At 62.0% G+C, this 23,267-nt stretch carries 22 protein-coding genes; 10 read left to right on the forward strand and 12 right to left on the reverse strand.

Going from position 1 to position 23,267, the window contains the following annotated elements:
* Window positions 1-85: 85 nt before the first annotated feature.
* The 3 genes from P3T40_RS12770 to P3T40_RS12780 all read right to left on the reverse strand — a co-directional run bounded on the left by P3T40_RS12770 (window position 86) and on the right by P3T40_RS12780 (window position 4,361).
* Complete coding sequence (locus tag P3T40_RS12770; RefSeq protein WP_429268055.1) at window positions 86-700, reverse strand: hypothetical protein; 615 nt, start codon at window positions 698-700, stop codon at window positions 86-88.
* 286 nt (window positions 701-986) lie between these two features.
* Window positions 987-2,642, reverse strand: a complete 1,656-nt coding sequence (locus P3T40_RS12775) for a S10 family peptidase (RefSeq protein ID WP_429268056.1) — start codon at window positions 2,640-2,642, stop codon at window positions 987-989.
* Window positions 2,643-2,801: 159 nt separating this feature from the next.
* On the reverse strand, window positions 2,802-4,361 hold the full coding sequence (locus P3T40_RS12780) for a S53 family peptidase (protein ID WP_429268057.1): 1,560 nt from the start codon (window positions 4,359-4,361) through the stop codon (window positions 2,802-2,804).
* Between the two features lie 326 nt (window positions 4,362-4,687).
* On the opposite strand from P3T40_RS12780, the gene P3T40_RS12785 reads away from it, so the two are divergent.
* A complete protein-coding gene (locus P3T40_RS12785) occupies window positions 4,688-5,194 on the forward strand; it encodes a DUF1993 domain-containing protein (protein WP_429268058.1) in 507 nt (168 codons plus the stop codon).
* A 61-nt stretch (window positions 5,195-5,255) separates the two neighbouring features.
* Here P3T40_RS12785 and P3T40_RS12790 read toward each other — a convergent pair whose 3' ends face one another.
* Entirely contained in the window at window positions 5,256-5,576 is a 321-nt protein-coding gene (locus P3T40_RS12790; protein ID WP_429268059.1) for a YnfA family protein, read from the reverse strand.
* 131 nt (window positions 5,577-5,707) lie between these two features.
* Entirely contained in the window at window positions 5,708-6,337 is a 630-nt protein-coding gene (locus P3T40_RS12795) for a LysE family translocator (RefSeq protein ID WP_429268060.1), read from the reverse strand.
* Between the two features lie 134 nt (window positions 6,338-6,471).
* Between P3T40_RS12795 and P3T40_RS12800 the strand changes: the two genes are divergently transcribed.
* From P3T40_RS12800 to P3T40_RS12815, 4 genes are all read left to right on the forward strand, one after another.
* Window positions 6,472-6,936 carry an Lrp/AsnC family transcriptional regulator gene (locus P3T40_RS12800; protein ID WP_429268061.1) on the forward strand — a complete coding sequence of 155 codons (465 nt, stop codon included), beginning with the start codon at window positions 6,472-6,474 and terminating at the stop codon, window positions 6,934-6,936.
* A gap of 97 nt (window positions 6,937-7,033) precedes the next feature.
* The gene (locus P3T40_RS12805) at window positions 7,034-7,267 is read left to right on the forward strand and encodes a hypothetical protein (RefSeq protein ID WP_429268062.1); all 234 of its coding nucleotides are present in this window, start codon (window positions 7,034-7,036) and stop codon (window positions 7,265-7,267) included.
* Between the two features lie 327 nt (window positions 7,268-7,594).
* Window positions 7,595-7,897 carry an ArsR/SmtB family transcription factor gene (locus P3T40_RS12810; RefSeq protein WP_429268063.1) on the forward strand — a complete coding sequence of 101 codons (303 nt, stop codon included), beginning with the start codon at window positions 7,595-7,597 and terminating at the stop codon, window positions 7,895-7,897.
* 84 nt (window positions 7,898-7,981) lie between these two features.
* A complete protein-coding gene (locus P3T40_RS12815) occupies window positions 7,982-9,043 on the forward strand; it encodes an alkene reductase (protein WP_429268064.1) in 1,062 nt (353 codons plus the stop codon).
* 168 nt (window positions 9,044-9,211) lie between these two features.
* Here the strand turns inward: P3T40_RS12815 and P3T40_RS12820 are convergent, their stop codons facing one another.
* A complete protein-coding gene (locus tag P3T40_RS12820; RefSeq protein WP_429268065.1) occupies window positions 9,212-9,751 on the reverse strand; it encodes a GNAT family N-acetyltransferase in 540 nt (179 codons plus the stop codon).
* A gap of 250 nt (window positions 9,752-10,001) precedes the next feature.
* Here P3T40_RS12820 and P3T40_RS12825 point away from each other — a divergent pair, with 250 nt between their 5' ends.
* From P3T40_RS12825 to P3T40_RS12835, 3 genes are all read left to right on the forward strand, one after another.
* Window positions 10,002-10,649: a VTT domain-containing protein gene (locus P3T40_RS12825; protein ID WP_429268066.1), complete on the forward strand. Its 648-nt coding sequence runs from the start codon at window positions 10,002-10,004 to the stop codon at window positions 10,647-10,649.
* Between the two features lie 154 nt (window positions 10,650-10,803).
* Window positions 10,804-11,241, forward strand: a complete 438-nt coding sequence (locus tag P3T40_RS12830; RefSeq protein ID WP_429268067.1) for a carboxymuconolactone decarboxylase family protein — start codon at window positions 10,804-10,806, stop codon at window positions 11,239-11,241.
* Window positions 11,242-11,490: 249 nt separating this feature from the next.
* Window positions 11,491-11,931, forward strand: coding sequence for a hypothetical protein (locus tag P3T40_RS12835; protein WP_429268068.1), 441 nt, complete (start codon window positions 11,491-11,493; stop codon window positions 11,929-11,931).
* 102 nt (window positions 11,932-12,033) lie between these two features.
* Here P3T40_RS12835 and P3T40_RS12840 read toward each other — a convergent pair whose 3' ends face one another.
* From P3T40_RS12840 to P3T40_RS12860, 5 genes are all read right to left on the reverse strand, one after another.
* A complete protein-coding gene (locus P3T40_RS12840; RefSeq protein ID WP_429268069.1) occupies window positions 12,034-12,885 on the reverse strand; it encodes a carbohydrate ABC transporter permease in 852 nt (283 codons plus the stop codon).
* A 10-nt stretch (window positions 12,886-12,895) separates the two neighbouring features.
* On the reverse strand, window positions 12,896-13,870 hold the full coding sequence (locus P3T40_RS12845; RefSeq protein ID WP_429268070.1) for a carbohydrate ABC transporter permease: 975 nt from the start codon (window positions 13,868-13,870) through the stop codon (window positions 12,896-12,898).
* 93 nt (window positions 13,871-13,963) lie between these two features.
* A complete protein-coding gene (locus P3T40_RS12850) occupies window positions 13,964-15,217 on the reverse strand; it encodes an ABC transporter substrate-binding protein (protein ID WP_429268071.1) in 1,254 nt (417 codons plus the stop codon).
* Window positions 15,218-15,365: 148 nt separating this feature from the next.
* Window positions 15,366-17,351, reverse strand: a complete 1,986-nt coding sequence (locus tag P3T40_RS12855) for a beta-galactosidase (protein ID WP_429268072.1) — start codon at window positions 17,349-17,351, stop codon at window positions 15,366-15,368.
* Between the two features lie 11 nt (window positions 17,352-17,362).
* A complete protein-coding gene (locus P3T40_RS12860) occupies window positions 17,363-18,565 on the reverse strand; it encodes an ABC transporter ATP-binding protein (RefSeq protein ID WP_429268073.1) in 1,203 nt (400 codons plus the stop codon).
* 206 nt (window positions 18,566-18,771) lie between these two features.
* Between P3T40_RS12860 and P3T40_RS12865 the strand changes: the two genes are divergently transcribed.
* The gene (locus P3T40_RS12865) at window positions 18,772-19,815 is read left to right on the forward strand and encodes a LacI family DNA-binding transcriptional regulator (RefSeq protein ID WP_429268074.1); all 1,044 of its coding nucleotides are present in this window, start codon (window positions 18,772-18,774) and stop codon (window positions 19,813-19,815) included.
* A gap of 9 nt (window positions 19,816-19,824) precedes the next feature.
* On the opposite strand, the gene P3T40_RS12870 is transcribed toward P3T40_RS12865, so the two are convergent.
* Entirely contained in the window at window positions 19,825-22,161 is a 2,337-nt protein-coding gene (locus P3T40_RS12870; protein ID WP_429268075.1) for an EAL domain-containing protein, read from the reverse strand.
* 580 nt (window positions 22,162-22,741) lie between these two features.
* Between P3T40_RS12870 and bcsD the strand changes: the two genes are divergently transcribed.
* Window positions 22,742-23,197, forward strand: a complete 456-nt coding sequence (gene bcsD / locus P3T40_RS12875) for a cellulose biosynthesis protein BcsD (RefSeq protein WP_429268076.1) — start codon at window positions 22,742-22,744, stop codon at window positions 23,195-23,197.
* Window positions 23,198-23,267 lie beyond the last annotated feature (70 nt).

Genomic DNA, 23,267 nt, shown 5'->3' on the forward strand with positions numbered 1-23,267 from the left:
AAATACTTAAACCGCACTCTTTGGCGGCGCCGCAACATTTCAGGCGATACCCGTGGATGAAAGGGGATCGGCCAATGCCGATATGTCAGGGTTCTTCATCGTGGCTACCGGTAGCCACGTTGACCCCGCTTGCATCGCACGAGTCCCGGCCAAATCCCGCGTAAGCCGCGGACCAGTTGCCGACTATGGCCGCTTGCGCATCGCTCAGGCTCAACTTGCCTTCGCAGACGCAACGTTTGAGGTGCACGACGAAGCGCGCTTTGCGGCGTTCCCCGCGGGTGCCCGCCCACGGTAGCAGGTCGAGATTGGCCGGCGCGTCAGGTGAGCCGCCTAGCAAGACCGGCACGCGCCGGTCGAGTGCGTAGTCGGTGCCTTCGTCCACGCCAATACCACGCTCGGCGAGCAAACGTTGCTTGTGCTCCATCATCACGTCGAACGGCGGCGAAACAGCGTCGACGTAATCCGGACGGCAGATCGTGTCGGCGATTGACTGCTGGGTGACGCGCTCGTCAAGGATTGCGGCGCTCTGCGTGGCAGCGTGGCCGGCACGCAGTCCGGCAACCGCGCCGAACACCACTACGATGCCGATACGCGCAACCCGCGCTGCGTCACGGCGATAGGCCCGTTTGAAGGCGCACGCGGCGCCCGATTTTCTACTGCGTAGCGCTTCGCCACGCCTGCCTGCCTTTCCTGGATTCATTCTTCAGCGCGCCAGGCCTTGACGCGGAATGGTTAAATTCGCAGGGCAATTAAAACACATTCACCTTCGGCGAGGAAAATTCACCTTCCGCGCACGCTGCTGCCACGGACGCCAGGCGTTGTGCGAGTAAGGAAGATCCGCTGCATCGTATGCTTTCGTTGCCGCACGTCGAAGGGTGCAACAAATTGCCGCACCCTTCCCTGCGCAGTTATTCGCCTGACTCGCCAGCCTGGTCACCACCTGACGCGGCACGTCACCTCACGCGCCGCGTCGCCGGGCACGGCGCCTAGCTTGGCCTGCGGGCCTGCAAATCACGGATGCGCAGCAACGCGGCCGAGTTGGAGACGGTTGCGTCATACATCTTCGCGAGATCCGCTTTCAGCGCCGTGCGCGAGTTGCCGTCGAGATAGACCATATGCCCCGAGGGATAGAAACGCGCGGAGAGGTTCTGACGTACCTGCGGGCTCACGAGCGGCATCTGCTGCAGGTCGAGAACGGTCTGGTAAAACGGCGTAACGAAGTCAAAAAAACCGTTCGCTGACAGCACCTTCAGATCCACGTTGAGTGCCATAACCGCCGCGAGGTCGCCGGCGGTGTAGAGAATCACGTTGCCCTTCGCATCCACGCCTTTCTGGGCGCCGGTTGGATCGATGTGGCTGAAGTCCCAGTACTGGAACGCCTGATCGTTCAGATCGGTGAACGACGAGTTGGACGTGTAGAGCAACTGCTCGTTCAGATAGACGTTCCACATGGTCGTGTAGACGCCTGTCACCGCCGTCATGGTCGGATCGTTGCCACCGGAGTTCGGATTGATCTTGCCCGCGATGCCCGTTTCGATGGCGGTCACGCGGCCGTCATATTCCCCGAGCGCGAGCCCCTTCGATTTCAGCAACGTGGTCAGGAACAGCGAGTTGCCGCGGCTGTCGTACCCGGCGATGTCGAGGCTCCACGCGAGCAGCGTCGCCTTGTCGATGCCGGTGTATTCGCTCAGCTTTTCGACCGTAGCCGAATCCGTGGCCGGCACCTTGCGCAACGCAGCCAGGTAGTCGGTGCGCGAGAACTGGGCGACTTCTTCGGCAAACGCGCCGAGATCGGTTGGGGTGGGCGCGATGCCGAGCTTCTTGTGGTACCAGGCATCCGCGGCAGCTGTAGGCAACGCGCCGACCGGATTGCCCGACTGGGTGTAGTCGAGAATCGACGATTGCAGCGTGATGCCGTTCAGATCGACGCCGTCCTCGTGCAGCAGGTAAGCCAGCACGCAGCTACGCGCGGTGCCGTACGACTCGCCATAGAGGTATTTCGGCGAGTTCCAGCGGTTGTTCTTGGTCAGAAAGCGCTTGATGAACTGTTTGATCGAGGTCGCGTCCTGGTCCACGCCCCAGAAATCGCGGTTCTTGCTCGGTGCGATCGCCGCCGAATAGCCGGTGCCGACCGGATTGATAAAAACCAGATCGCTCTCGTCGAGCAGGCTGTCGGGATTGTCTTCCAGCGAATACGGCGCGGGCGGCGTAAAGCTCGGCATCGCCGTCTTGATGCGGCGCGGCGCAAACGAGCCGAGCAGCACGAATACCGAGGACGAACCCGGACCGCCGTTGTAGAAAAACGTAACGGGTCGCGTCTCTTCTTTCTGGTTGTCCGCCGTGAACGCCACGTAGAACATCTTGGCGTTGGATACGGAACTGCTCGAGTCGACCGTCACGAGATGGCCGGCTGTCGCGGTATAGGCAATCTTGCGGCCGCCGATCACGATTGAGTGCTTCGTAATGGCGGCGTTTTCCGTCGCATCGGTCACGGAATCGTCGGGTCCGTTACCGTATGCGACGGGATCGAAGAACGGCTGATCTCCGGCAGGGTGCGCCGCCTTCGCGGCCGCCCCGGCGGGAGCAGCATGAGAATTGTGAGACGACTGCGGACTGCCGGAACCTGACTCGGTGTTCGTCATGATCGCTCCATCGGATTCGTTTTACGTCATTTACGTCATATAGGCGCCCTATACGGCGCTGTCTCTGTCACGAACCACCCTGCCTTGCCTTGCTACCAAAACCCGCACACCGCAAAGAGGCGGCGGGTTCACCGCACGCCTCTCTCGCGAGACTAAAGACTATAGTGCCGCCGCGACTTTCTGACCATTGGGGCTGCCAAGCCCTGTACAGGCGTCCCATCCCGCCGACGCCTCAAAACCGCCGTTGTTGCCTTGCGTGATGTCGCGCAGTGCACTGGGCGTGGCATACAGCTTCGGATTGACGAAGCCTACCGGCGCACTGTTGGCCGCATTGATGCGGGCGATCAGCGCGGCCCACAACGGCGCCACCGCGCTCGTGCCGCCCACCACGGTCTGCGAGCCGTCGATCAGCACGTCGTAGCCGCTGTCCGGCGATGCGTCGCCTGCCACGTCCGGCACACCACGCCCGGTGAGCGCCGTTTTCACGCCCTTGGTATTGGTGGACGACAGACCCTTCTGCCACGTCGGCACCGCAAACGCGGTGCTGACGCCGCCGCCGGTTGCGCCACCCTGCGTGCCGTCGTTCCACACCACTTCCTTGGTGATGGTCTGGCCCGACGCCGTCAGCCGCGTGCCACCGCAGGCCAGCACGTACGGGCTCGAGGCGGGAAAATCGACCACGTTGCCGCTGCCGGAGCCGTCACTCGAACCGCTGTCGCCCGAGGCCACGCAAACCGTCACGCCCATGGTGGCGGCGGCTTGCAGCACGCTGTTGAAGGCTTGCAGCGACTGCGCCGTCCACGATGACTCGGGGCCACCCCAACTGATCGAAATAACCGATGGCTTGTTGGTGGAGTCGTGAACCGCGGTGCTGACCGCGTCGATGAAGCCCGTATCGGTGTTCGTGGTGAAGTAGACCGCGACTTTCGCGCCCGGCGCGATCGACCCGACCACCTCGATATCGAGCGTCACCTCGCCGTCCGCCCCGTTCGCGTCGCCGGTGGGATCGTTAGCGCCGTTGTCGACACCCACCGCGACCACGGTGGGCGAACTCACGCCAAGGCTCGAAAAATAGGTATTGAGATCGGATGTCTCATAGCCGCCGCCGAGTTCGATAATGCCGACGCACTCGCCACTACCATCGCCTTGCGGGAACTGATAGAGCGCCGCGACTTGCAACGGGGTGAACGAGGTGGGCTGCGGCGCCTTTGACGCATGAATCGGCGGGCGGATACGGAAATGCGGACGCGCCTGCGGCCGGTTGTCGAGCCCCAGCACGGCCGTCACGATGCCCGAGAGATCATCAGGCACGCTGATTGAGCCGGTGCGGCCGCGATACTGACCGATCGAATGGTGCTGGTAATGGTGAAGTTCGACGTTGAACGCCGCCTGGAACTGCGCGATGGTGCCGCCCAGCACAACGGTGCGCGCGGCCGGATCTTCGCGCACCACCGTCAGACCGGACTGCGCCGCGAAAGCTTTGACCTTGGTCATATCCTCCGCCGCCGCGCCGAACTCCTTGGCAAAGGCTTCGCGCGACAAAGGCTTGACGCTCGGGTCGCCCGCCTCGATTTTGCCGAGCAGCGCGTCGAACTGCGCCTGTGCGTGACGGCGCAAGACCACATGCACTTCAATGCGTTCCGCCGGATTGCAATTTCCGACCAGTGTTGAACCTTCCGCTACCGATCGCTCACTTCCTTGCAGGAGATGCTTGGCCATTGTTTCGATACTCCTCATACACAGCCGTGAGGCTGCGCGTTAGTCCCGGCGGGCACGCGCCTAACCGTACCACTCGTACAACGACATCGCGGCGGCGCCTACGCGGGAGTCTGGTTGCTAGGACATCGTCAAGCCGTCCGACAGATCCATTCGAACACAGTTCCGGAATCGGCAACAGTTGTCCGGATGGCTAATGTGGCTAATGTCCATGTGTGCGTCACGCAGGTCGCGCTATGATGCTGCAGCGGCAAACCAGCCGTTGCATTGGCGCCTGCGCTGAACGCGCACGCGCGTCGAAGAATCCGAGTGAATCAGAGGAACGTTCCATGTCCATTTCGATGTATCAAGCGTCCGTGCCCGTATTGGTGCGCGGCCTGACCAGCCTGCAAGCCATTCTCGGCAAGGCCGAGGCGCATGCTGCCGAAAAGCAGATCGACCCGTCCGTGTTTATCGGCGCCCGACTCTTTCCTGACATGCTGCCGCTCGTGCGCCAGGTCTACATCACCACCGATACCGCCAAAGGCTGCGCCGCGCGCCTCGCCGGCGTCGAGCCGCCCAAGTTCGACGACGTCGAAGTGACGTTCGAAGACCTGCATGCACGCATTCAGAAAACGATTGATTACCTGAAGGAATTTAATGCAGCGCAGATCGACGGCTCGGAAGAACGCTCGATCACGCTGAAGATGCGTAGCGGGCCGGTCGAATTCACCGGCCTCAGCTATCTGCTGCAGTTCGTGATGCCGAACTTCTATTTCCACGTGACGACCAGCTACGACATCCTGCGCCACAACGGCGTCGAGCTCGGCAAGCTGGATTACCTCGGCGCCCGTTAAACGCAGCGGCCTCGGTTAGCTGCTCACGTTGCCACTCAGGCAGCGATTCAGGCAGTCACGCTCAAACACGCGGCTGGAAGGCAATGATCCCCATTCCAGCCAGCGTGAACGCAACGCCGGTCAGGTCCCAGAGGGTTGGGCGCACCTGCTCGACGCACCACAGCCACAGGATCGCCACGGCCACGTAGACGCCGCCATAGGCCGCATATACCCGGCCGGCTGCCGTTCCATGCAGCGTCAGCAACCAGGCAAAGATGGCCAGACTGAGCGCGCCGGGCACCAGCAGCCATATGGAGCCGCCGTCCTTCAGCCAACGCCAGGGCAGATAGCAGCCAAGAATCTCGGCAACGGCGGTTACGGCATACAGCAGGAAAGTCTTCATGGACGACAAGTCGTGTGTGTGGTTGAGGATCGGCAGCGAGCGGCGCAGTTTACGCCGTCTCGTCGATCGCCTTTATTAACACAAACACTTTGCCGGTGCTGCGGCGTCCAGAAGCACAAGGCCACGCGAGGCTAGTCGAGCGACAGGCGCAGCGCAAAGCCGATCAAGGCAGCGGAGAAGGTCCAGCGCTGCACCGTTTGCGCGAGCGGATGAGCGCGCATCCAGTTTGAAATGCGCGCAGCACCGATTGCATAGGTTGCATCGAAACACGCGCCGATCGCGACCAGCACGACGCCAAGCTCGGCCATCTGCAATGCCACCGGCCCGGCCTCGGGCCGAACGAACTGCGGCAGCAGCACCGAACAGAACAGCAACGCCTTGGGATTGAGCAGGTTGGTCAGCAGCCCCTTGACGAACGCGGCGCGCAACGGCTTTGTCTCGACGCTCGCGGCGGCGCCTGCGGGCAACGCAAACACCGGGGAGCGGAAGATCTGCACGGCGACCCAGCCCAGGTACACCGCTCCGCCGTACCGAACGACTTCGTAGAGCCACGGCGCGCTGCGCAGCAAAGCCGCCATCCCGCACGCCGACAAGGTCACATGCGTCGCTCGCGCGATGCCGAGGCCGCCGGCCGTGGCGAAGCCGGTACGGGCGCCGCGTGCGATGCTCGTCTGCATTAGCAAGGCCATGTCCGGGCCGGGCACTGCGTAGACGACGAACAATGCAGCCATGTAGACGATCAGAAGATGCGCGGAAATCATGTGAGCCTCATATCTATAAGGGCTCTATCTTGCTATCGAAGCGTGAGGGTTTTCTGGCGAATTGCCGGGGCAAATAGCTGTGCGTTAGGGGAATGCGCTAAGATTCTGATACCTAATAGCGCGTCCCCCTGACGATGAACGATCTCGACAAAGTCGACCGCGCGATCCTCGCTGCGCTGCAGAGTGACGGACGCATGTCGAACGCCCGCCTGGCGGAAACTGTAGGCCTGAGCGAAACGCCTTGTGCGCGCCGCCTGAAGCGCCTCGAGAACGACGGCTACATCGATCAATACCGCGCCGTGCTGTCGCGCTCAGCGCTTGGATACGGCGTCGTCGCGTTCGTCTATGTGCGCTTTGCGGTGCACGACCGCGCAGTGGCCACCCGGTTCGAGCGCGAAGTGCTGGCCATACCGCGCATCCTGTCGTGCCACAACGTGTCGGGCAGCGCCGACTACATCCTGCAGATCGTCGCGCGCGACCTCGACGACTTCGGCACCTTCTTGCGCGACGAATTGCGCAGCCTGCCGGGCGTTACCTCGCTCGAGTCGTCGCTGTCGCTGCGTGAAGTGAAGGCCAATGGCGGCTTGCCGCTGAGTTGATCCCCTGACCGGTGCGTGCAAGGCGCACCAGTCATGGCATAGTCACCAATACGGCGCGACACGATGTCCGCACCGGATGCACAACGGAGTTTTTTCAATGGATCACGAACAGGCGCGAGCCGAAGAATCGCGCGCGATGGAGCGCGTGCTGGCTGCCACGCAGCGGGTGCAGTCAGCTTTCACGTCACTGCAATCGCAATTTCCGCCGCAAGGCGAAGGACGGCCCTCGCAATTCGCGCTGCAGACCTTCGATGCCGCGCTGCAGGAACTTGAAGACGCGCAAGCTGCCTTCGATGAATTGCTCGGCGATCTGCTTGACGGCAAGCGCTGAGTGGCTTAGCTGCTGCTTACCTGCGTAGCTGCTGCGGTTCACGCGGCGGCTGACCTTCTCTATTCCAACGCACGTTTCGCGCGGACTCGGAGAGGCTCGGCGGGGTTGACCGTTAGTTGCGTTCTTGCGCATCCTTTCGGGAGCCCCGAGCCCTGCGGATCGTGCCTAAATTGATCATCGTCATACTCTCCTTCTATCGACCCCATCCCCAGTAGTGGTTTATCGCATATCGTAAAAATACGATATATGATTCGTTCCGTTGCGATGCAGATGCCACGCTGTTGCCTTTTGTCTCTGCCCGCGATTCATGAACTCGAAACTCACCCGATGACCATCGACATCGACGCGATCCACAAGGCGCTCGCCAATCCTATCCGCCGCGAGATTCTGGCGAAGCTGAGGAACCCGCACGCGCACTTCGGCGATCAGGAACTGACGCTCGACCACGGCGTGTGCGCCGGCAAGATCGACGCATGCTGCGGGCTGTCGCAGTCCACGGTATCGGTGCATCTGGCCGCCTTGCAGCGCGCCGGTCTGGTCACGTCGAAGCGGGTTGGCCAGTGGGTGTTTTTCAAACGCAACGAGCCCGTCATCCAGGCGTTTCTCGAGCACATGAACACGGACCTTTGACGCTTGCGTCTGCTTCGCCCCGCTTCTTTCATCACGCTGTTCTTATCGTCGCGGGCACTGTGCCCGCCAGGAAGGTGACCCTTTATGCCGACTCTTTTTGACCCGCTTCAGATTGGCGATCTCACGCTGCAGAACCGCATCATCATGGCGCCGCTAACGCGTCAGCGCGCCGGCGACGTCCGCGTGCCGAACGCGCTGATGGCGAAGTATTACGCCGAGCGCGCCTCAGCCGGCCTGATCATCAGCGAAGCCACCTCGGTTACGCCGCAAGGCGTCGGCTACGCCGCCACGCCGGGCATCTGGTCGCAGGAACAGGTAAAAGGCTGGAAGCTCGTCACCAGCGCCGTGCATGCTGCCGGCGGCACGATCTTCCTGCAGTTGTGGCACGTGGGCCGCATCTCGGATCCGATCTTCCTGAATGGCGAGCTGCCGGTCGCGCCGAGCGCGATCGCACCGCAAGGCCACGTGAGCCTCGTGCGTCCGGAACGTCCCTTTGTGACGCCGCGCGCGCTCGAACTGGCCGAAATTCCGGGCATCGTCGACGCGTATCGCAAGGGTGCCGAGAATGCCAAGGCAGCCGGTTTCGACGGCGTGCAAGTGCACGGCGCGAACGGCTATCTGATCGACCAGTTCCTGCAGGACAGCACCAACCATCGTACTGACGCGTACGGCGGTTCGATTGAAAACCGTGCCCGCCTGATGCTGGAAGTGGTGGATGCGTGTATCGAAGTATGGGGTGCGAATCGCGTCGGCATGCACCTCGCGCCGCGCGGGGACGCACATACGATGGGCGACTCAGATGCCGCCGCGACCTTCGGCTATGTCGCGCGCGAACTCGGCAAGCGCAAAATCGCGTTTATCGCCGCGCGTGAAGCGCTCGGCGACAACCGCCTCGGCCCGCAGTTGAAGGCGGCGTTCGGCGGCCCATACATCGCCAACGAAAAATTCACGAAGGAATCCGCGCAGAAAGTTCTCGACGCAGGCGAAGCCGATGCCGTGGCCTGGGGCAAGCTCTTCATCGCCAATCCGGATCTGCCGCGCCGCTTCGAACTGAACGCGCCGCTGAACGAGCCGAATCCTTCGACGTTCTATGCGGAAGGTGAAGCCGGCTATACCGACTATCCGGCGCTGGAAACGGTGGAATAAGCAGACGCCTGGCTCGAAGACGCACAAAAAAACGCACAAAAGCAGGCAAGACTCGCGGCGGGCACGACCGGATAGCATTCCGGTTGTGGCCGCCGCGTTTTTATTGGAAGCCCGCTTCGGTCTCGCCTGGTCGCGTCATTGACCTCGCAGTCCAAGCGCCCAAACAGATCACGCGCGCGCTGCCGCAACCTCGCGGCGCATAAACACGCGTTTCGATTCGTCGAGGCCACGGTCAACATGTGCCGCGCGAATGGCGCGCAACTTCGCGTCGAGCTGCGCGGTCTCGATCACGCTAAAGCCCAGCCGCCGATAGTACGGCGCATTCCAGGGCACGTCGCGAAACGTCGACAACACCAGTTGCTGCGCACCTGCCTTGCGTGCAAGCCAGTCCACTTGTTCGATAAGCTCAGCACCGATGCGCCGCCCAGCCCAGGCGGTCAGCACATCCAGCTCCTCAATATAGAAGCGTGTGGACAACGGCGCAAACATGACGAACGCGACGCAGCGCGCCGCGTCATTCACTGCAACGATAATCTCGGACGCCTCGATCTTGCGGCGCACGAAGTCCGCCTTCATCGGCTGGGCATCCGCAATGCCCGTCATACCGATCGTCGCGAAGCGCTGCGCCGCTTCATACTCGATCACACGCACCGCCTCGATCTCGTCCAGTTCGGCAAAGCGAAAAGTGATGGCAAAAGAGTCCTGCATAAGCTTCCGATGCAAATCGATCACATCTCCGTCGAACCTCACGGGACGGCAGCGGCCAATTCCGGCCATGCCCGCTCCCAATGCGCCGCGCGCATTCCCTAGTCTGCTCGAATATTGACACCGCCGCGGCGAAACGAATAGGCACGCAGCCTGCCCTCCGTCACACAACGACGCACCGCAGATCGAAATGCCATGCCTCCGGCACCCTCCGGAAGTTACACTCCCGATACCTGCCCTCCTCCACCTCACGATGAATCTGATGCACCTGCTGCAGGTCGCCCTGCACTTCGACCGAAACCTCGGCAGCCTGATCGCGCAATATGGCACGGCCGTCTACGCGATGCTGTTTGCCATTGTGTTTGTCGAAATTGGCTTCCTGCCGCTCTTCTTTCTGCCAGGCGATCCGCTGATCTTCATCTGCGGCGCGTTCGCCGCCACCGGTGCGCTCAGTATCTGGCTGGTGATTCCCGTGCTGTTTGCGGCGACGGTGGCCGGCAGCATCGTCAACTTCGTGATTGGCCGCGCGATCGGCGAGAAAGTCTACACCGCCGAGTATCGCTGGCTCGACAAACACGCGTTGCAAAAGGCGCACGCCTTCTATGAGGCACGCGGCGGCTTGACCTTCCTGCTGTCGCCGTTCATCGCCGTCGTGCGTACTTTTGCGCCATTCGTCGCGGGCGTCTCGCGGATGACGTTCGCACGTTTCACGTCGTTCGTCGTTGCAGGCGCTGCGCTGTGGATCGTGTCGCTGGTGGCGGCCGGATATCTGTTCGGCAATGTGCCGGTGGTGCGCGATCATATGAGTTCGATCGTGCTGCTTGGTGTCGGACTCGGTGTCGGCTCGCTGCTGGTGAGCGCGCTCTGGCGCTTCGTCAACAACCGGCGGCAACGCCCCTGATGCTCAGAGGGCCCTGCGGCGACACCACGACGCGCGCCCCAGCAACCGGTACCCTGAAAATTCCAGAAATTGGCTATTTCACAAAGCCACTGAGAGGCCTAATCTTCCTCATGTCGCGCCATCCGGCGCATCGACCGAAAATGAGGAAGGAATCATGGAACAGCGTCTCGACTTCTACAAAGCCAGTCCGCACGCAATCAAAGCGATGCTCGCGCTGGAAGAACGTATCGGCAAGAGCGGCATCGAAAAATCGCTCGCTGAACTGGTGCGTCTGCGCGCCTCGCAAATCAACGGCTGCGCGTTCTGCGTGGACATGCATACGACCGACGCCCGCAAGGGCGGCGAAACAGAACGCCGGCTCGCCACCGTCGTCGCGTGGCGCGAAACGCCCTTCTTCACCGAGCGCGAGCGCGCTGCACTCGAATGGACCGAGGCCGTCACACTGGTGTCAGAGACGCATGTGCCCGACGCAATCTGGGAAGCCGTCAAGCCGCATTTCAGCGACGAGGAACTGGTCGACTTGACCTTGCTGATCGCGGCGATCAACAGCTGGAACCGTTTCTCGATCGCTTTTCGCAAGATGCCGGCCTGAAAAGTCCAATATAAGGCGGCTGATTCGAACGCAACGCGCCGGTCCGCTCCTTGTGGGGGCGGACCGGCGCGTTGCATGCATAGCTTCGAAACCTTTCCATATGCCACCCGCCTGACACGGAAGGGCCTGCCGCGCCTTAATAACAACAACAGGTCGCTGCCGTCGCGCTTTTTAACAATATTTAATTTGGGTTGCGGCCTTATATCGAGCAGACTTGGTAAACAGCACGGTCGGATGACGGAGAAACTCATGAACATCGACGATGCATGGGACGGTCACATGCGCCGCGCGCACCTCGACGCCGCACAGCAGCAGCCTGTGCCAGCGTCGCGGCCACACAAAGCGCCGCTCGCGCACCGCGCGATGCAGATTTCAATCGCGCTGGTGTGCGCCTGGTCGATCGTCGAAACGCCATGGGAACTGAGCCCTGCGGATGGCATGACGCGCGTCATTGCGCTGGTGCTGGCCAAATGTCTGCTGCTCGGTGTGGGGGCGGCGGCGTTTTTCGGGGTCCGCTATGCGCGCCCATTTTTTGCGTTCCTATGCGCAGCGAGCGTGTTTGCGCTCGCCTCTGCGCTGCCGCTCGAATATGCGGTCGCGCGTGAACTGTTCTCGCTCTCGCTGATCGAGTGTGTGTGCAAGATTGCGCTCGTTGGCAGTTATGCAACCTGGTATGTAAAAGGGCATTGAACGGACGACCCGCACAAAAAAAGCCCGCAACTGCGGGCAACCCTCTCGGAGGAGAACACGGAACAACGATTCGAATTCAGCACATAGGACTGCCCTGTCGATTCACCCTTTCGTCGCGCCAAACGTCAAACCCGCCACGAAATGCTTCTGCATCGCGAAGAACATCGCCACCGAAGGCAGCGCGGCCAGAATCGACCCCGCCGACACCAGATTCCAAGCGGTGGTCCACTGCCCCTTCAGCGCAGCAACACCCACCGTGATCGGCGCCGCCTCATCGCCCGTCGTCAGGCACAAGGCCCAGAAGTAGTCATTCCACACAAACGTGAACACGAGAATCGCCAACGCCGCGAGAGCCGGACGAATCAGCGGCAAGACGATCCTGAAGAACACCGTCCACTCATTCGCGCCTTCGATGCGCGCCGCTTCGATCAGCTCAAACGGCAACTGCTTGATGAAATTACGCAGAAACAGCGCGCAGAACCCAGTCTGAAACGACACATGGAACAGGATCAACGCGCCAACCGTGTTGAACAGCCCGAGCTTCAACGACAGATCCCGCACCGGAATCATCAGCACCTGCACAGGCACGAAATTGCCCGCCACGAAGGTGGCAAACAGCGTGCTATTGCCGCGAAAGCGGTAGATAGCCAGCGCGAACCCTGCCATCGCCGCCAACGTGATCGAGCCAACGACGGCAGGCACCGTAATCAGCACGCTATTCCAGAAGTAATGGAGCATCGGCGAGGTGGTCAGCGCATCGCGATAGTTGTCCCACATCGCAAAGTGCTTCGGCCAGCCCCAATAGTTGCCCTCGCTCAGTTCGTCGGACGAGCGAACCGAGGTGACCAATACGGCGATCATGGGCAGCAGCCAGATCAACAACGCCACCGGCAATGACAGCTTGTACAGCCGCCGTGAGGTTGGTTTCCATTTGGTAATCGGCATCGGATACATTACGGCCTCCTTATTGCTCAGCGCGCAGCATCCGCCGCAGGTGATAGACGATATAAACCAGCATGATCGCGAACAGCACCACGGCTATCGACGCCGAATAGCCAATCCGGTAATACTTGATCGCCTGGTCGTACATGTAATACGCGAGCACGGTGGAACTCTCGAACGGGCCGCCACCCGTCATCACCGAAATCAGATCGAAGCTGCGCAGCGCCCCGATCACCGTGACCACGATCGCCATGAACGTGGTGGGGCGCAGTTGCGGCAGGATCACATGCCAGAGCATCGACCAGCCGTGCGCGCCTTCCATGCGCGCCGCCTCGACCTGCTCGGCGTTCAGCGCAGTAAGGCCGGTCAGATACAGAATCATGCAGTATGCGGTTTGCGGCCAGAGCGCCGCGAAGATGATGCCGGGCGTCGCATAGCGCGCATCGCCAAGCACCGGCACGCCGTGCCCGAGGATCAGCGCCAGCAGGCCAAAGGTCGGATCGTAAAACCACGAGAAAATCAGCCCGACCACCACGCCTGACAGCACGAACGGAGCAAAGAACAGCGACTTGACGATGCGGATGCCGGCCACCGCCTGGTTCAGATACAGCGCCACGGCGAGGCCCATGGGTGGCGCCAGCAGAAACAGCAGCAGCCAGATCAGATTGTTCTTCAGCGCGGTATAGAAGGTCGACGCATGGAACAGCTCCACATAGTTCGCAAGACCGACGAAACTGGGATCGGTCATGCCGTCCCAGCTGAAAAAACTGATGCGGATCGTCGACAGGATCGGCCAGACGACATAGATCGCCACCATCACGCAGGCGGGCGCGAGGAACAGGAAGGCGGCACGCCGTTGCCGGCGCGAAGTGGGTGACGGACCACGGCGGCGTGGCGCTGCACCCGGCCCACGCGACGCGCCGGATTGCGCAGCGCCGCCTGGTGCGCCCGGACCTGCATCGCCGGTAATGGACTGACGGCTGACGGAGTGAACCACGGCGAGTCTCCTGATCGATCTCGATCGAGCGCAGGCGGCGCCAGGCCACCCACGCTCGCTTCGCTTACTGACTACTACGATTGCCGACTACGCTTACTTCTTGTAGATGCGCTGACGGGTCTGCTCGAGTTGCGCCAGCACCTCATCGAGCTTCGAAGGATCCGCCACGAACTGCTGCATCCCCTTCATGCCCTCGTCGGCCATCTCCTTGGTCATGTCACGATCGTAGAACTGCGCAATGCCGCCCTTCGTATTGGCAAGGATCTGGAAGCCGATCTTCGAAATCGGCTCCTCCGGTTCCGGCGACTTGCTATTGGCCGACAACGAGCCAAGCCCGGTCGCCAGTTGTGCACCGATTTCCGGCGTCTCGACAAACGCAAGGAACGCGTGAGCGTCGGCCTTGTTTTTAGCCTTCGACGGGATATGCAGCGACTCGACCGGGCCATCTTCGGCAGTCGGCACCTTTGAATCGATGATCGGGAACTGGAAGTAGCCCATTTCCGGCTTCACACTCGCCGGGAAACCGCCGGTGATGAAAGTACCCATCAGCATCATCGCGGCCTTGCCCTGGAACAGGAACGGCTGCGCCGAATCCAGATCGTAGGAGAGCGAATTGTCGATGAAGTAGCCGGCGTCGATCAGTTGCTTCCACGTCGTATACACCTTCTTCACGCGCGGATCGGTGTACGGCACTTCGCCCGCCATCAGCTTTTGATGGAACGCGTTGCCGTTCAGGCGCAGATCCAGATAGTCGAACCAGCCGGCCAGCGTCCATGCGTCACGGCCAGCCACGGCAATCGGCGTAATCCCGGCCGCCTTCAACTTCTTGCAGGCGTCGAGAAACTGATCCCACGTTTTCGGCTCGTCCGCGATGCCGACCTTCTGGAACAGATCCTTGCGGTAGAACATGCCCCACGAGTAGTAGACGGTCGGCGCCGCGTACTGCTTGCCCTTATAAGACGAGGCCTCCTTCGTCGAGGCATAAGTGCTATTCCAGCCGTTCTTGTTCCAGTCGCCTGTCAGGTCGTCGAACAGGCCGCGCTGTGCGTAATACGCCATCCGCTCGCCGTCATGCCAGTTCACGATGTCAGGCGGGGCCGTCGACAGCCAGCCCGGCAGTTGCACCTTGTAGGCCTCCTCATCGATAAACGACACGTTGACGTCGGTACCGGGATGCGCCTTCTTGAATTCGTCGATCACCTGCTGCCAGACCGCCCGCTGACTGGCGCCCTTGAACGCGATATTCATGGTCAGTGTGGCCGCCTGCGCGCTGCCGGCCATCGATCCTGCCGCGGTGGCCGCAGTCAGCGCGACGGCAACCAGAACCTTGCGAAGTTTGAATGTCATGCCTGTCTCCTTGGTTTTTACGTCGTTTTCGGTCGTGCCGGATGCTGCGTGAAGTGCTACATGAGGGGACTGCCTTAAGGTACTGCGTTACTGTTACAGCCAGACCTCAGGCCCGGTGTCCACGCCGGGTCCCGAGGTCTAAACCCGTTTAACTCGAGCGATACACCGCAACGCCCTGAGGTTGGATCTCGCGCGAGCCGACCACAAAGGCGGCGTCCGGAACATCTGCGAGCGTGTGAACCTGTGCGCCATAGTTCAGGGCATAGGTCAGGCCGCCGCGCCGGCTGATGCGCACGCCGTCACCGAGCGCCGTCACCTCGATACCGGCTTCGCGCGCGATGCTGGCAAAGAGCCTGGTGGTCAGCGCGTCGTCGAACAGACTCGCAAAGTAGTGGATCGCACCGCTGCGGACATACGCAGGATGGCCATCAGCGAAACGCGCGCGGATCTCTAGCGTGTCCTTGCCGGCCGAGCCGGTTTCGATGAAATCGCGCCAATGCCGCCCGACGCCGTCATCGAGGCTCGCGCTGCCCGCAAGCCTGACGGGTTCCGTCACATTGGGCCGCAGCGACTCGACGCGCCACACGCGAGCCGGCAACACCGAGGCTAGCGGCCCCGGCGGCAATGTAGAGGGAATCTGCAGATCTTCGGTCTTCGAGCCCGTACGCGGCCCGAGCACCACCTGGGCGCCGGAGCGCGCCAGTCGCTCCGCGAAGTCTGCGGGCACCATCGGCAATGGCGGCACAACAACCAATTGATACCCGTCGAGCGCAGCGTCCACCGGCACCACATCGACATCGAGTCCGAGTCCACGCAACGCCGAGTAGTACTCGAACGCAAAGCGCGGATAGTGGAAGTCCGCACCCTGAGGATGAATTTCAAACAGCCACTTCGCCTCGTAGTCGTACACAAGCGCGACCTTCGAGCGGATGCCGGCGTTCGCATCCTTATCGGCCACCAGCACGTTGCGGATCTCCTCCGCAACCTGGGCCGCCTCGCTGCCGCCGATATCCAGCCGGTTATCCGGCGTGTTCAGGCCCGCATGCATCTGCTCCTGGGCAAACGGTGCCTGGCGCCAGCGGAAATATGACACGCAGCCCGCACCGTGCGCGAACGCCTCCCAGCTCCACAAGCGCACCATGCCGGGCAGCGGCGCCGGATTCCAGTGCGCCCAGTTGACCGGGCCGGGCTGTTGCTCCATCACCCAGAACGGCAGCTTCGACATGCCGCGGTAAACGTCGTGATTGAACGAGGCGAAGTCCGGATGGCCGGTGCGCAGCCACTTCGCCTTGAGCTCGGGCGCAAACCATTGCTCTTCGAGCGCGCCGAGCGGATAGCTGTCCCACGTCGCCACGTCGAGATCGGCGGCGACCTTGTAGTGATCGAATTCGGTGAACAACTGCATGAAGTTGTGCGCCACCGGCCGACCCGGCGAATTCGCGCGGATGATTTCGACCTGCATGCGGTTGTAGCGCGCCACCTCGTCCGAGGCGAAGCGCCGGTAGTCGAGCCGATGCGAGGGATGCGCCTCGGTGACGGTGGCCACCGGTGCGTCGATCTCGTCGAAACTGCGGTACTCCATGCTCCAGAACACCGTGCCCCATGCGCGGTTCAGCGCATCGATCGTCTTATAGCGCGTCTTCAGCCACTCGCGAAAGCGCCCCACCGCCGCCGGCGAATAACTGACTACGGTGTTGTGGCAACCGAACTCGTTATCGGTCTGCCAGTACGCGACCGCCGGATGCTTGCCGTAGCGCTCGGCCACTGCCGTGCAGATCCGCTGCGAAGCGACGAAATACGACGGTGACGAGAAATCGTAGTGACGGCGCGAGCCGAAGGCCCGCGGCCGCCCGTCTGCGCCAACCGGCAAAATGTCAGGATAACGATCGATCAGCCACTTTGGCGGCGTCGCCGTCGGCGTGCACATCACCACCTGCAGTCCGGCCGCGCCCAGCACGTCGACGGCGCGATCGAGCCAGTCCCAGTCGTATTCGCCGGGAGACGGCTCCATCCGACTCCAGGCAAACTCAGCAATCCGCACCTGCTCGATACCAAGCGCTTGCATGCGGCGGGCGTCGTCTTCCCACATCGATTCCGGCCAATGTTCCGGGTAATAGCAGACTCCAAGGCGCATCCGAGTGTCCTTTATGCGTAGTGTTCGACGGTTTCGAGCGAAGCGACGGCAAAGCCGTCTTCGGTAAATAAATGGCAGATGGAGGCCGGTGCGCGGAAGCTGGCGCGATCGCCCTGCTTCAGGCGCGTATCGCCGGGCGCCTTGGCGATCAGCACGGCGCCATCGGCCTCATCAAGATGGACGTAGCTGTGTTCGCCGAGCTGCTCGACGAGTGAGACAGTGCGCGTCAGCTCGGCGGGATCTTCAGTGATTGGCTGCGCTGCCGTAGACGCGGCCGTAGACGTTGAGGCGACGCCAGCGCCGGCTCCATCCGCCAGTTCCAGATGTTCGGGCCGCACACCAAAGGTCACCGCCTGCGCCACGCTCAACGCCGCGCCGTCGACGCTCGCGCGCACGATTTCGCCACTGTGATCGAGCTTGACGCTCACGCCGCGTGGGTCGATCGCGGCCACCTTGCCCGGCAGAAAATTCATCCGCGGCGAGCCGATGAACCCCGCCACGAAGCGGCTGTTCGGGCGGTGATACAACTCGAGCGGCGCGCCGATCTGGGCGATGCTGCCGTAGCGTTCGGTGTCCTTGCCGGCGTGCAGCAGCACGATCTTGTCGGCAAGCGTCATCGCCTCGATCTGGTCATGCGTCACATAGACAACGCTCGCTTTCGCAAACTGCTTGTGCAGACGGGCAATCTCGACGCGGGTCTGGCCGCGCAAGGTAGCATCGAGGTTCGAAAGCGGCTCGTCGAACAGAAACACGCCGGGCTCGCGCACGATGGCGCGGCCGATCGCCACGCGCTGCCGCTGCCCGCCCGATAACGCCTTGGGCCGCCGCTCGAGCAGCGCCTCGAGCTGCAGAATGCGCGCAGCCTCGCGCACCTTACGGTCGATTTCATCTTTGGGGGTTTTGGCGAGCTTCAGGCCGAAGGCCATGTTCTCGAACACGGTCATGTGCGGGAACAGCGCGTAGCTCTGGAACACCATTGCCACGCCGCGCTGCGCCGAAGGCACATCGTTGACGATCTTGCCCCCGATCGAAAGATCGCCGTCGCTGACGTCCTCGAGACCCGCAATCATGCGCAACAAGGTGGACTTGCCGCATCCGGACGGGCCGAGAAACACACAGAACTCGTTCTCGCCAATCTCCAGATCGACATTGCGAATCACTGGCGCGCCCTCGCCGTACGATTTCTGGACGCCTCTTAACGAAATGCTCGCCATCGCCTCGTCTCCGTGATTTAATCGGCTCGAAATCGGAGATTAAGCGCTTAATCTGCAAAGCCGAAAAAAATTGACCGCGTAGGATCAATGGCCTGCTGCAGCGTCTCCGATATCGTTCTGTCTGTGCGGCAAATGGTGCCGCGCCTTTCGGACGGATGCAAACTTTGAGAAAACGTCCCAAATAGTGACCAAACAGTGAATAAACCATGCCTACACTGAGCGAAGTCGCGCGTCGTGCCGGTTGCACGCCTGCCACGGTGTCGAACGTGCTGCGCAATCGCGGGCGGGTCGGCGCGCTGACCCGGCAACGGGTGCTCGAAGCGGTGGAAGCGCTTGGCTACCAGCCGCATCTGGCGGCTCGGGCGCTCGCCGAGGGGCGCGCGCCCACGATCGCGCTGATGGTCTCGAGCATCGCCAACCCGTTCTATCCGGAGTTTGCGCTGGCCGTCGAGCGTGCGGCGCGCAGCAGCGGCCACTTCCTGATCATCTGCAATACGAACGAAGATCCGTTGGCAGGCCGCGCCTATCTGGAACAGATTGCCGGGACGTTGTCCGAGGGCGTGCTGGTGATGAACGCCAATCTCGACTTCGCCGATCTGCACAAGACAGAGGCCCGCGGCGCACCGGTCGTGCTGTGTATGTGGGAGCGTCCGCACGAACCACCCGGCCTGCCTTGCGTGGCCGTCGATTTCCGCCTTGCCGGCCAACTGGCCGCGCAGCATCTGCTCGAACTCGGACACCGCCGGATCGGCGCGATTGTGGGCAGCAAGGTCGCGGGCATCCACGCGGCGCGATACGACGGATTCATCGATGCGCTGCGCGCTGCAGGTTTGGACGCAGAGCAAGCGCCTGTGCGCTACGCGCGGGACACCACCCGGGGCGGCTATCTCGCTACCCGCGACTTGCTGGAAGCGCACCCGCACTTGACCGCGATTTTCGCCACCAATGACCTGCCCGCGCTCGGCGCCTTGCATGCGGCTGCCGATCTGGGTTTGCAGGTACCGCACGACCTTTCGGTAGTCGGCATTACTGACATTCAGTTAGCCCAGGAATCGCGACCCGCATTGACGACCGTTGCCGTACCGACCGTCGAGGCGGCGGAGCTCGCCGTGTCCCTGTTGCGCGAACTGATCGAGACGTCGCCGCGCGGCGTGCGGGCGGCCGCCAAAGCGCCGCGCGTGTGCATCGCCTCGGCGCCGAAACTCGTCGTGCGCGGCTCGACACAGGCGCCGCGTCCGGAAAGAAACTGAGCGGCCGGCTTATTCGCTAACCGGCCAGGGCAACTGCGACGACGACCAATCGAGTTCCGTCCCCACTACCGAGCGCATTTCTGGCGACTGGATCGCCACCGTCACCGCGATACAGGGCCGGCCGCTCGCCAGCGATAGATAAGGACTACTGGCCACCGGCACGCCCGGCAGCAGAACGGCGTTCCTGAAGTACGGACGATGATCCCAGCGGGCATCGCGCGGATCCGCGACCGGCTCGAGCGAGTGGCCGAGGTTGGTCGCTGCGACGCCCATGACTTCCTGGCCGATCTGACGCCCGCGGTCGTCCAGGATGAAACAACTGATGCAGAGTTCGTGCTGAGCCAGATCGGCAAAAGCGTCTTCCATGCCGACGCCGCTCAGCAGCGCATCGGCAGCGTTGCGCAGGGCGAAGCGGTACGGCTCCACCTCGCTCTCGAACATCGCGTGCAGGTGCGCCCGGCCTTGCGCAATCACGTCGAACGAACAGTCGATCAGGCGGTTGACCGAATCCGGCGGCGCGATCTGCGCAGCCGGCCGGCCCAGCAAAAAGCCTTGCGCGAAATCGACGTTCGACTCCACGGCCAGACTCAGCTCCTCGGTCGTCTCGACGCCTTCGACGACCACCAGCATGCCCGCCTGGTGCAGCAGGGAGACGAGTTTGGGCAAGATAGATTGCTGGGTGCCCGGAATCGTGGCGCGGATCAGTTCACCGTCGAGCTTGACGAAGTCCGGGCGAATGCGGAACAGCCGATCCAGATTCGATTGACCCGCGCCAAAATCGTCTACGGCGATCAGAAAGCCGTGCTCGCGATAACGCGCCGCCGCGCGTGACATCTCATCGACGCTGCCGCCATGCGACTCGAGAATCTCGAGGACGATCCTGTCCGGTTCGAGCCCGGCCATGCGCACGATACCGGCGAGCTGATCGGCATACCCCTGCGCCACGAACGTGGCAGGCAGGATGTTGAGAAAGATCCACGCTTCATCGGGAATCAGCCGCTGCGCATTGCCGAGATGGACCACGTGACTGGCGCGATCGAGCGCGCCCTCGTCGCTCAACGGCCGTGGCGCGAACAGCACTGCGGGCGGCACGAGCGTGCCGTCAGCCTGTTCGCCGCGCAGCAACGCCTCGAAGCCCACCTGCTTCTGATGCGACAAGCTGTAGAGCGGCTGAAAATGCGAGGTCAGGTAGTAGTCATCCCACCTGGGCCGCGTGCTTTCAGATGGATTACCCAGATCGTTCAGATTGCCGCGACCCAACAGTTGCAGCGGGTCGAACGGGATGGCCCGTTCGGCGCACACCCGGTTGCGGCCGGACTGTTTGGCGCGCAACAGCGCTTCGTCAGCACGGTCGAGTAAGGCCATGATGCTCTCGCCGACGCGATGCTCGGCCACCCCGAAGCTCGCCGTCACGTAACCATCCGGGCGCTCAATAACGGAGATGGCGCTGCGCAGGCGTTCGGCCAGTTCCAGCGCCGAAGCAAGGCCGCCGCGCCGCAACACCGCGAACTCCTCCCCACCGATCCGGCTGACGCTGTCTTGCGCGACCGTCTCGTCCATCAGCACTTGCGCGACTTCGGCGAGCGTCTGGTCCCCGGCTGCATGGCCGAACTGGTCGTTTAACGATTTGAAAGAATCTATGTCGACAAAAATGGCGCAGACCTTGGCCGCTTCGCCAAGCGCGGCCAGACGCCGCTCAGCCTGCTCCATGAAGGCACGGCGGTTCTGCAGACCGGTCAGCGGATCGGTTGCGGCCAGTTGCGCGAGGCGGTTCTCGAGCAGGAAATGATCGCGCCGGAACCAGTAGAAACCGAAGTGGAACACCGCTGCGGTGGGCGCGCCGATCAGCACCCACAGCCACGCCACGACATTGACGTCGTGGATCTGCGGCTGCCTGAACAATAGTGGCAGGCCACTGACGTAGAAAATCGCCGTGCCGACGAAGAAGTGCGTCGGCGTGAGCCAGAGCGGCGCCGAGCAGATCGGAATCACCACCAGGGCGGGCAGCGCCCACAGCAGAGGTTGCTCGACACCGGAGATGTTCAAGGCAATGGCGATGACCAGGACCAACGTGTAAGCAACACCGAGACTGCCGAACACGGCCGTGCTGCGGGCTTTGCGGACACCCGCCACCAGCAACGCCAGTATCAGGATGCAGACGATCCGGTAAGAAAGCGCAATGGAAGGCCCGGCTACGAGGTTGCGCGCCAACACAAACAGCAGCGTGGCGATGACCGTGAAAGCCATGGTGACCGTCGATAGCGGACGCTGCTGTTCCAGCGAACGTCGATGAAAGCGGTGACGCAAATGGGCATCGGTCATGTGTTGCGTTGAGGTGGAAAGCATATTGATAGAAATCAGGCCAGTTCCGTCGCTCTGCCGATGTATAACGGCAACTGTCTGACAAATATTAATGCCTTCGATCAAACAAAATTAGATGCGGGCGCCCTCATCGGAAGTCGGCGCGCGCGCAGCGCGGCCAGTGCGTATAGCAGCCAGGTCGAAATCAATTGAGCGTGGCCAATCCGAGAAACGGCAGACGGCCTGATGATGCAACCGCACAACAGTCTCACCAGGTCTTACACGGAGCGCGGGCGTGGAGCACGCGACGCTATCGTTGCGCTTACGCCCTTACGTGCCTTGTTCGGTAACCGCATCGGCAAAAAATTCGCGCCGATATTGCATCCGTTCGTCCGAAGTGTGCGTAAGCGCCTATAACTTCAATCAGGACGGTGGTAGCGAAATGTTAATGTCTTCAGTAGACTTCGCATAACGAGGCGGAGGTCACCTTTATATCAGGCAACACAGGTAAAAGTAACCGCTGGACGCGTGCAATGCGCGCCTTACTTGCAACACTTTCAGATGTCCGTATCCAGGCACCCGTGTCACTACGGCTTGACGGTAATTGGTCATCCTTTCGGAAAACATGGTCCCTACCCTCGACTACCTGCTTCAACGTCAGATTTCCCCTCAATGGCGCGGCTTACTCACTGCGCTGGCAGAAGAGTTCGAAGCACAGATCGGGCAAGGCGAATTGCGTCAGTTGATGTACCGCGTGGGTTGCCGTTTTGCGGCAGCGCATCCGCTACCGCCCTGCGCCTCGACCGCCGATCTCGCCGACGCGTTAAATGCACGCTGGCAAGAAGCGGATTGGGGTTATGTCGAACTCGTGGACGAAGCGGATTATCTGCGTATCTCCCATTCGTGCGCGCCGTTGCAGGCATTCGGCTCCGCCGCGCTCGCATGGACACCGGCCTTCCTCGAAGGTGTCTATCAGACGTGGCTCAGTGCGCTGGGTGCGGAGGGTCTGTCGGTAGCCCAGGCGAGCGAGTTCGATGAGTACGCAACCATCGAATTCCGGCTTGGCCGCCAGCTGGCATAGGCCCTGCTGCAGGTTGGACTTTTTACCGGCGATGGCGGCGCGCAACAAACGCGCGACGCAAGACAAGACA

The sequence above is a fragment of the Paraburkholderia sp. EB58 genome (genome assembly GCF_050436665.1).
In the GTDB taxonomy this organism is placed as follows: Bacteria; Pseudomonadota; Gammaproteobacteria; order Burkholderiales; family Burkholderiaceae; genus Paraburkholderia.

Bases quoted from the DNA above. Each gene is read 5' to 3' on its own strand.
- P3T40_RS12770 (WP_429268055.1), bottom strand. From the start codon at position 700: ATGAATCCAGGAAAGGCAGGCAGGCGTGGCGAAGCGCTACGCAGTAGA.
- P3T40_RS12775 (WP_429268056.1), bottom strand. From the start codon at position 2,642: ATGACGAACACCGAGTCAGGTTCCGGCAGTCCGCAGTCGTCTCACAAT.
- P3T40_RS12780 (WP_429268057.1), bottom strand. From the start codon at position 4,361: ATGGCCAAGCATCTCCTGCAAGGAAGTGAGCGATCGGTAGCGGAAGGT.
- P3T40_RS12785 (WP_429268058.1), top strand. From the start codon at position 4,688: ATGTCCATTTCGATGTATCAAGCGTCCGTGCCCGTATTGGTGCGCGGC.
- P3T40_RS12790 (WP_429268059.1), bottom strand. From the start codon at position 5,576: ATGAAGACTTTCCTGCTGTATGCCGTAACCGCCGTTGCCGAGATTCTT.
- P3T40_RS12795 (WP_429268060.1), bottom strand. From the start codon at position 6,337: ATGATTTCCGCGCATCTTCTGATCGTCTACATGGCTGCATTGTTCGTC.
- P3T40_RS12800 (WP_429268061.1), top strand. From the start codon at position 6,472: ATGAACGATCTCGACAAAGTCGACCGCGCGATCCTCGCTGCGCTGCAG.
- P3T40_RS12805 (WP_429268062.1), top strand. From the start codon at position 7,034: ATGGATCACGAACAGGCGCGAGCCGAAGAATCGCGCGCGATGGAGCGC.
- P3T40_RS12810 (WP_429268063.1), top strand. From the start codon at position 7,595: ATGACCATCGACATCGACGCGATCCACAAGGCGCTCGCCAATCCTATC.
- P3T40_RS12815 (WP_429268064.1), top strand. From the start codon at position 7,982: ATGCCGACTCTTTTTGACCCGCTTCAGATTGGCGATCTCACGCTGCAG.
- P3T40_RS12820 (WP_429268065.1), bottom strand. From the start codon at position 9,751: ATGCAGGACTCTTTTGCCATCACTTTTCGCTTTGCCGAACTGGACGAG.
- P3T40_RS12825 (WP_429268066.1), top strand. From the start codon at position 10,002: ATGAATCTGATGCACCTGCTGCAGGTCGCCCTGCACTTCGACCGAAAC.
- P3T40_RS12830 (WP_429268067.1), top strand. From the start codon at position 10,804: ATGGAACAGCGTCTCGACTTCTACAAAGCCAGTCCGCACGCAATCAAA.
- P3T40_RS12835 (WP_429268068.1), top strand. From the start codon at position 11,491: ATGAACATCGACGATGCATGGGACGGTCACATGCGCCGCGCGCACCTC.
- P3T40_RS12840 (WP_429268069.1), bottom strand. From the start codon at position 12,885: ATGTATCCGATGCCGATTACCAAATGGAAACCAACCTCACGGCGGCTG.
- P3T40_RS12850 (WP_429268071.1), bottom strand. From the start codon at position 15,217: ATGACATTCAAACTTCGCAAGGTTCTGGTTGCCGTCGCGCTGACTGCG.
- P3T40_RS12855 (WP_429268072.1), bottom strand. From the start codon at position 17,351: ATGCGCCTTGGAGTCTGCTATTACCCGGAACATTGGCCGGAATCGATG.
- P3T40_RS12860 (WP_429268073.1), bottom strand. From the start codon at position 18,565: ATGGCGAGCATTTCGTTAAGAGGCGTCCAGAAATCGTACGGCGAGGGC.
- P3T40_RS12865 (WP_429268074.1), top strand. From the start codon at position 18,772: ATGCCTACACTGAGCGAAGTCGCGCGTCGTGCCGGTTGCACGCCTGCC.
- P3T40_RS12870 (WP_429268075.1), bottom strand. From the start codon at position 22,161: ATGCTTTCCACCTCAACGCAACACATGACCGATGCCCATTTGCGTCAC.
- bcsD (WP_429268076.1), top strand. From the start codon at position 22,742: ATGGTCCCTACCCTCGACTACCTGCTTCAACGTCAGATTTCCCCTCAA.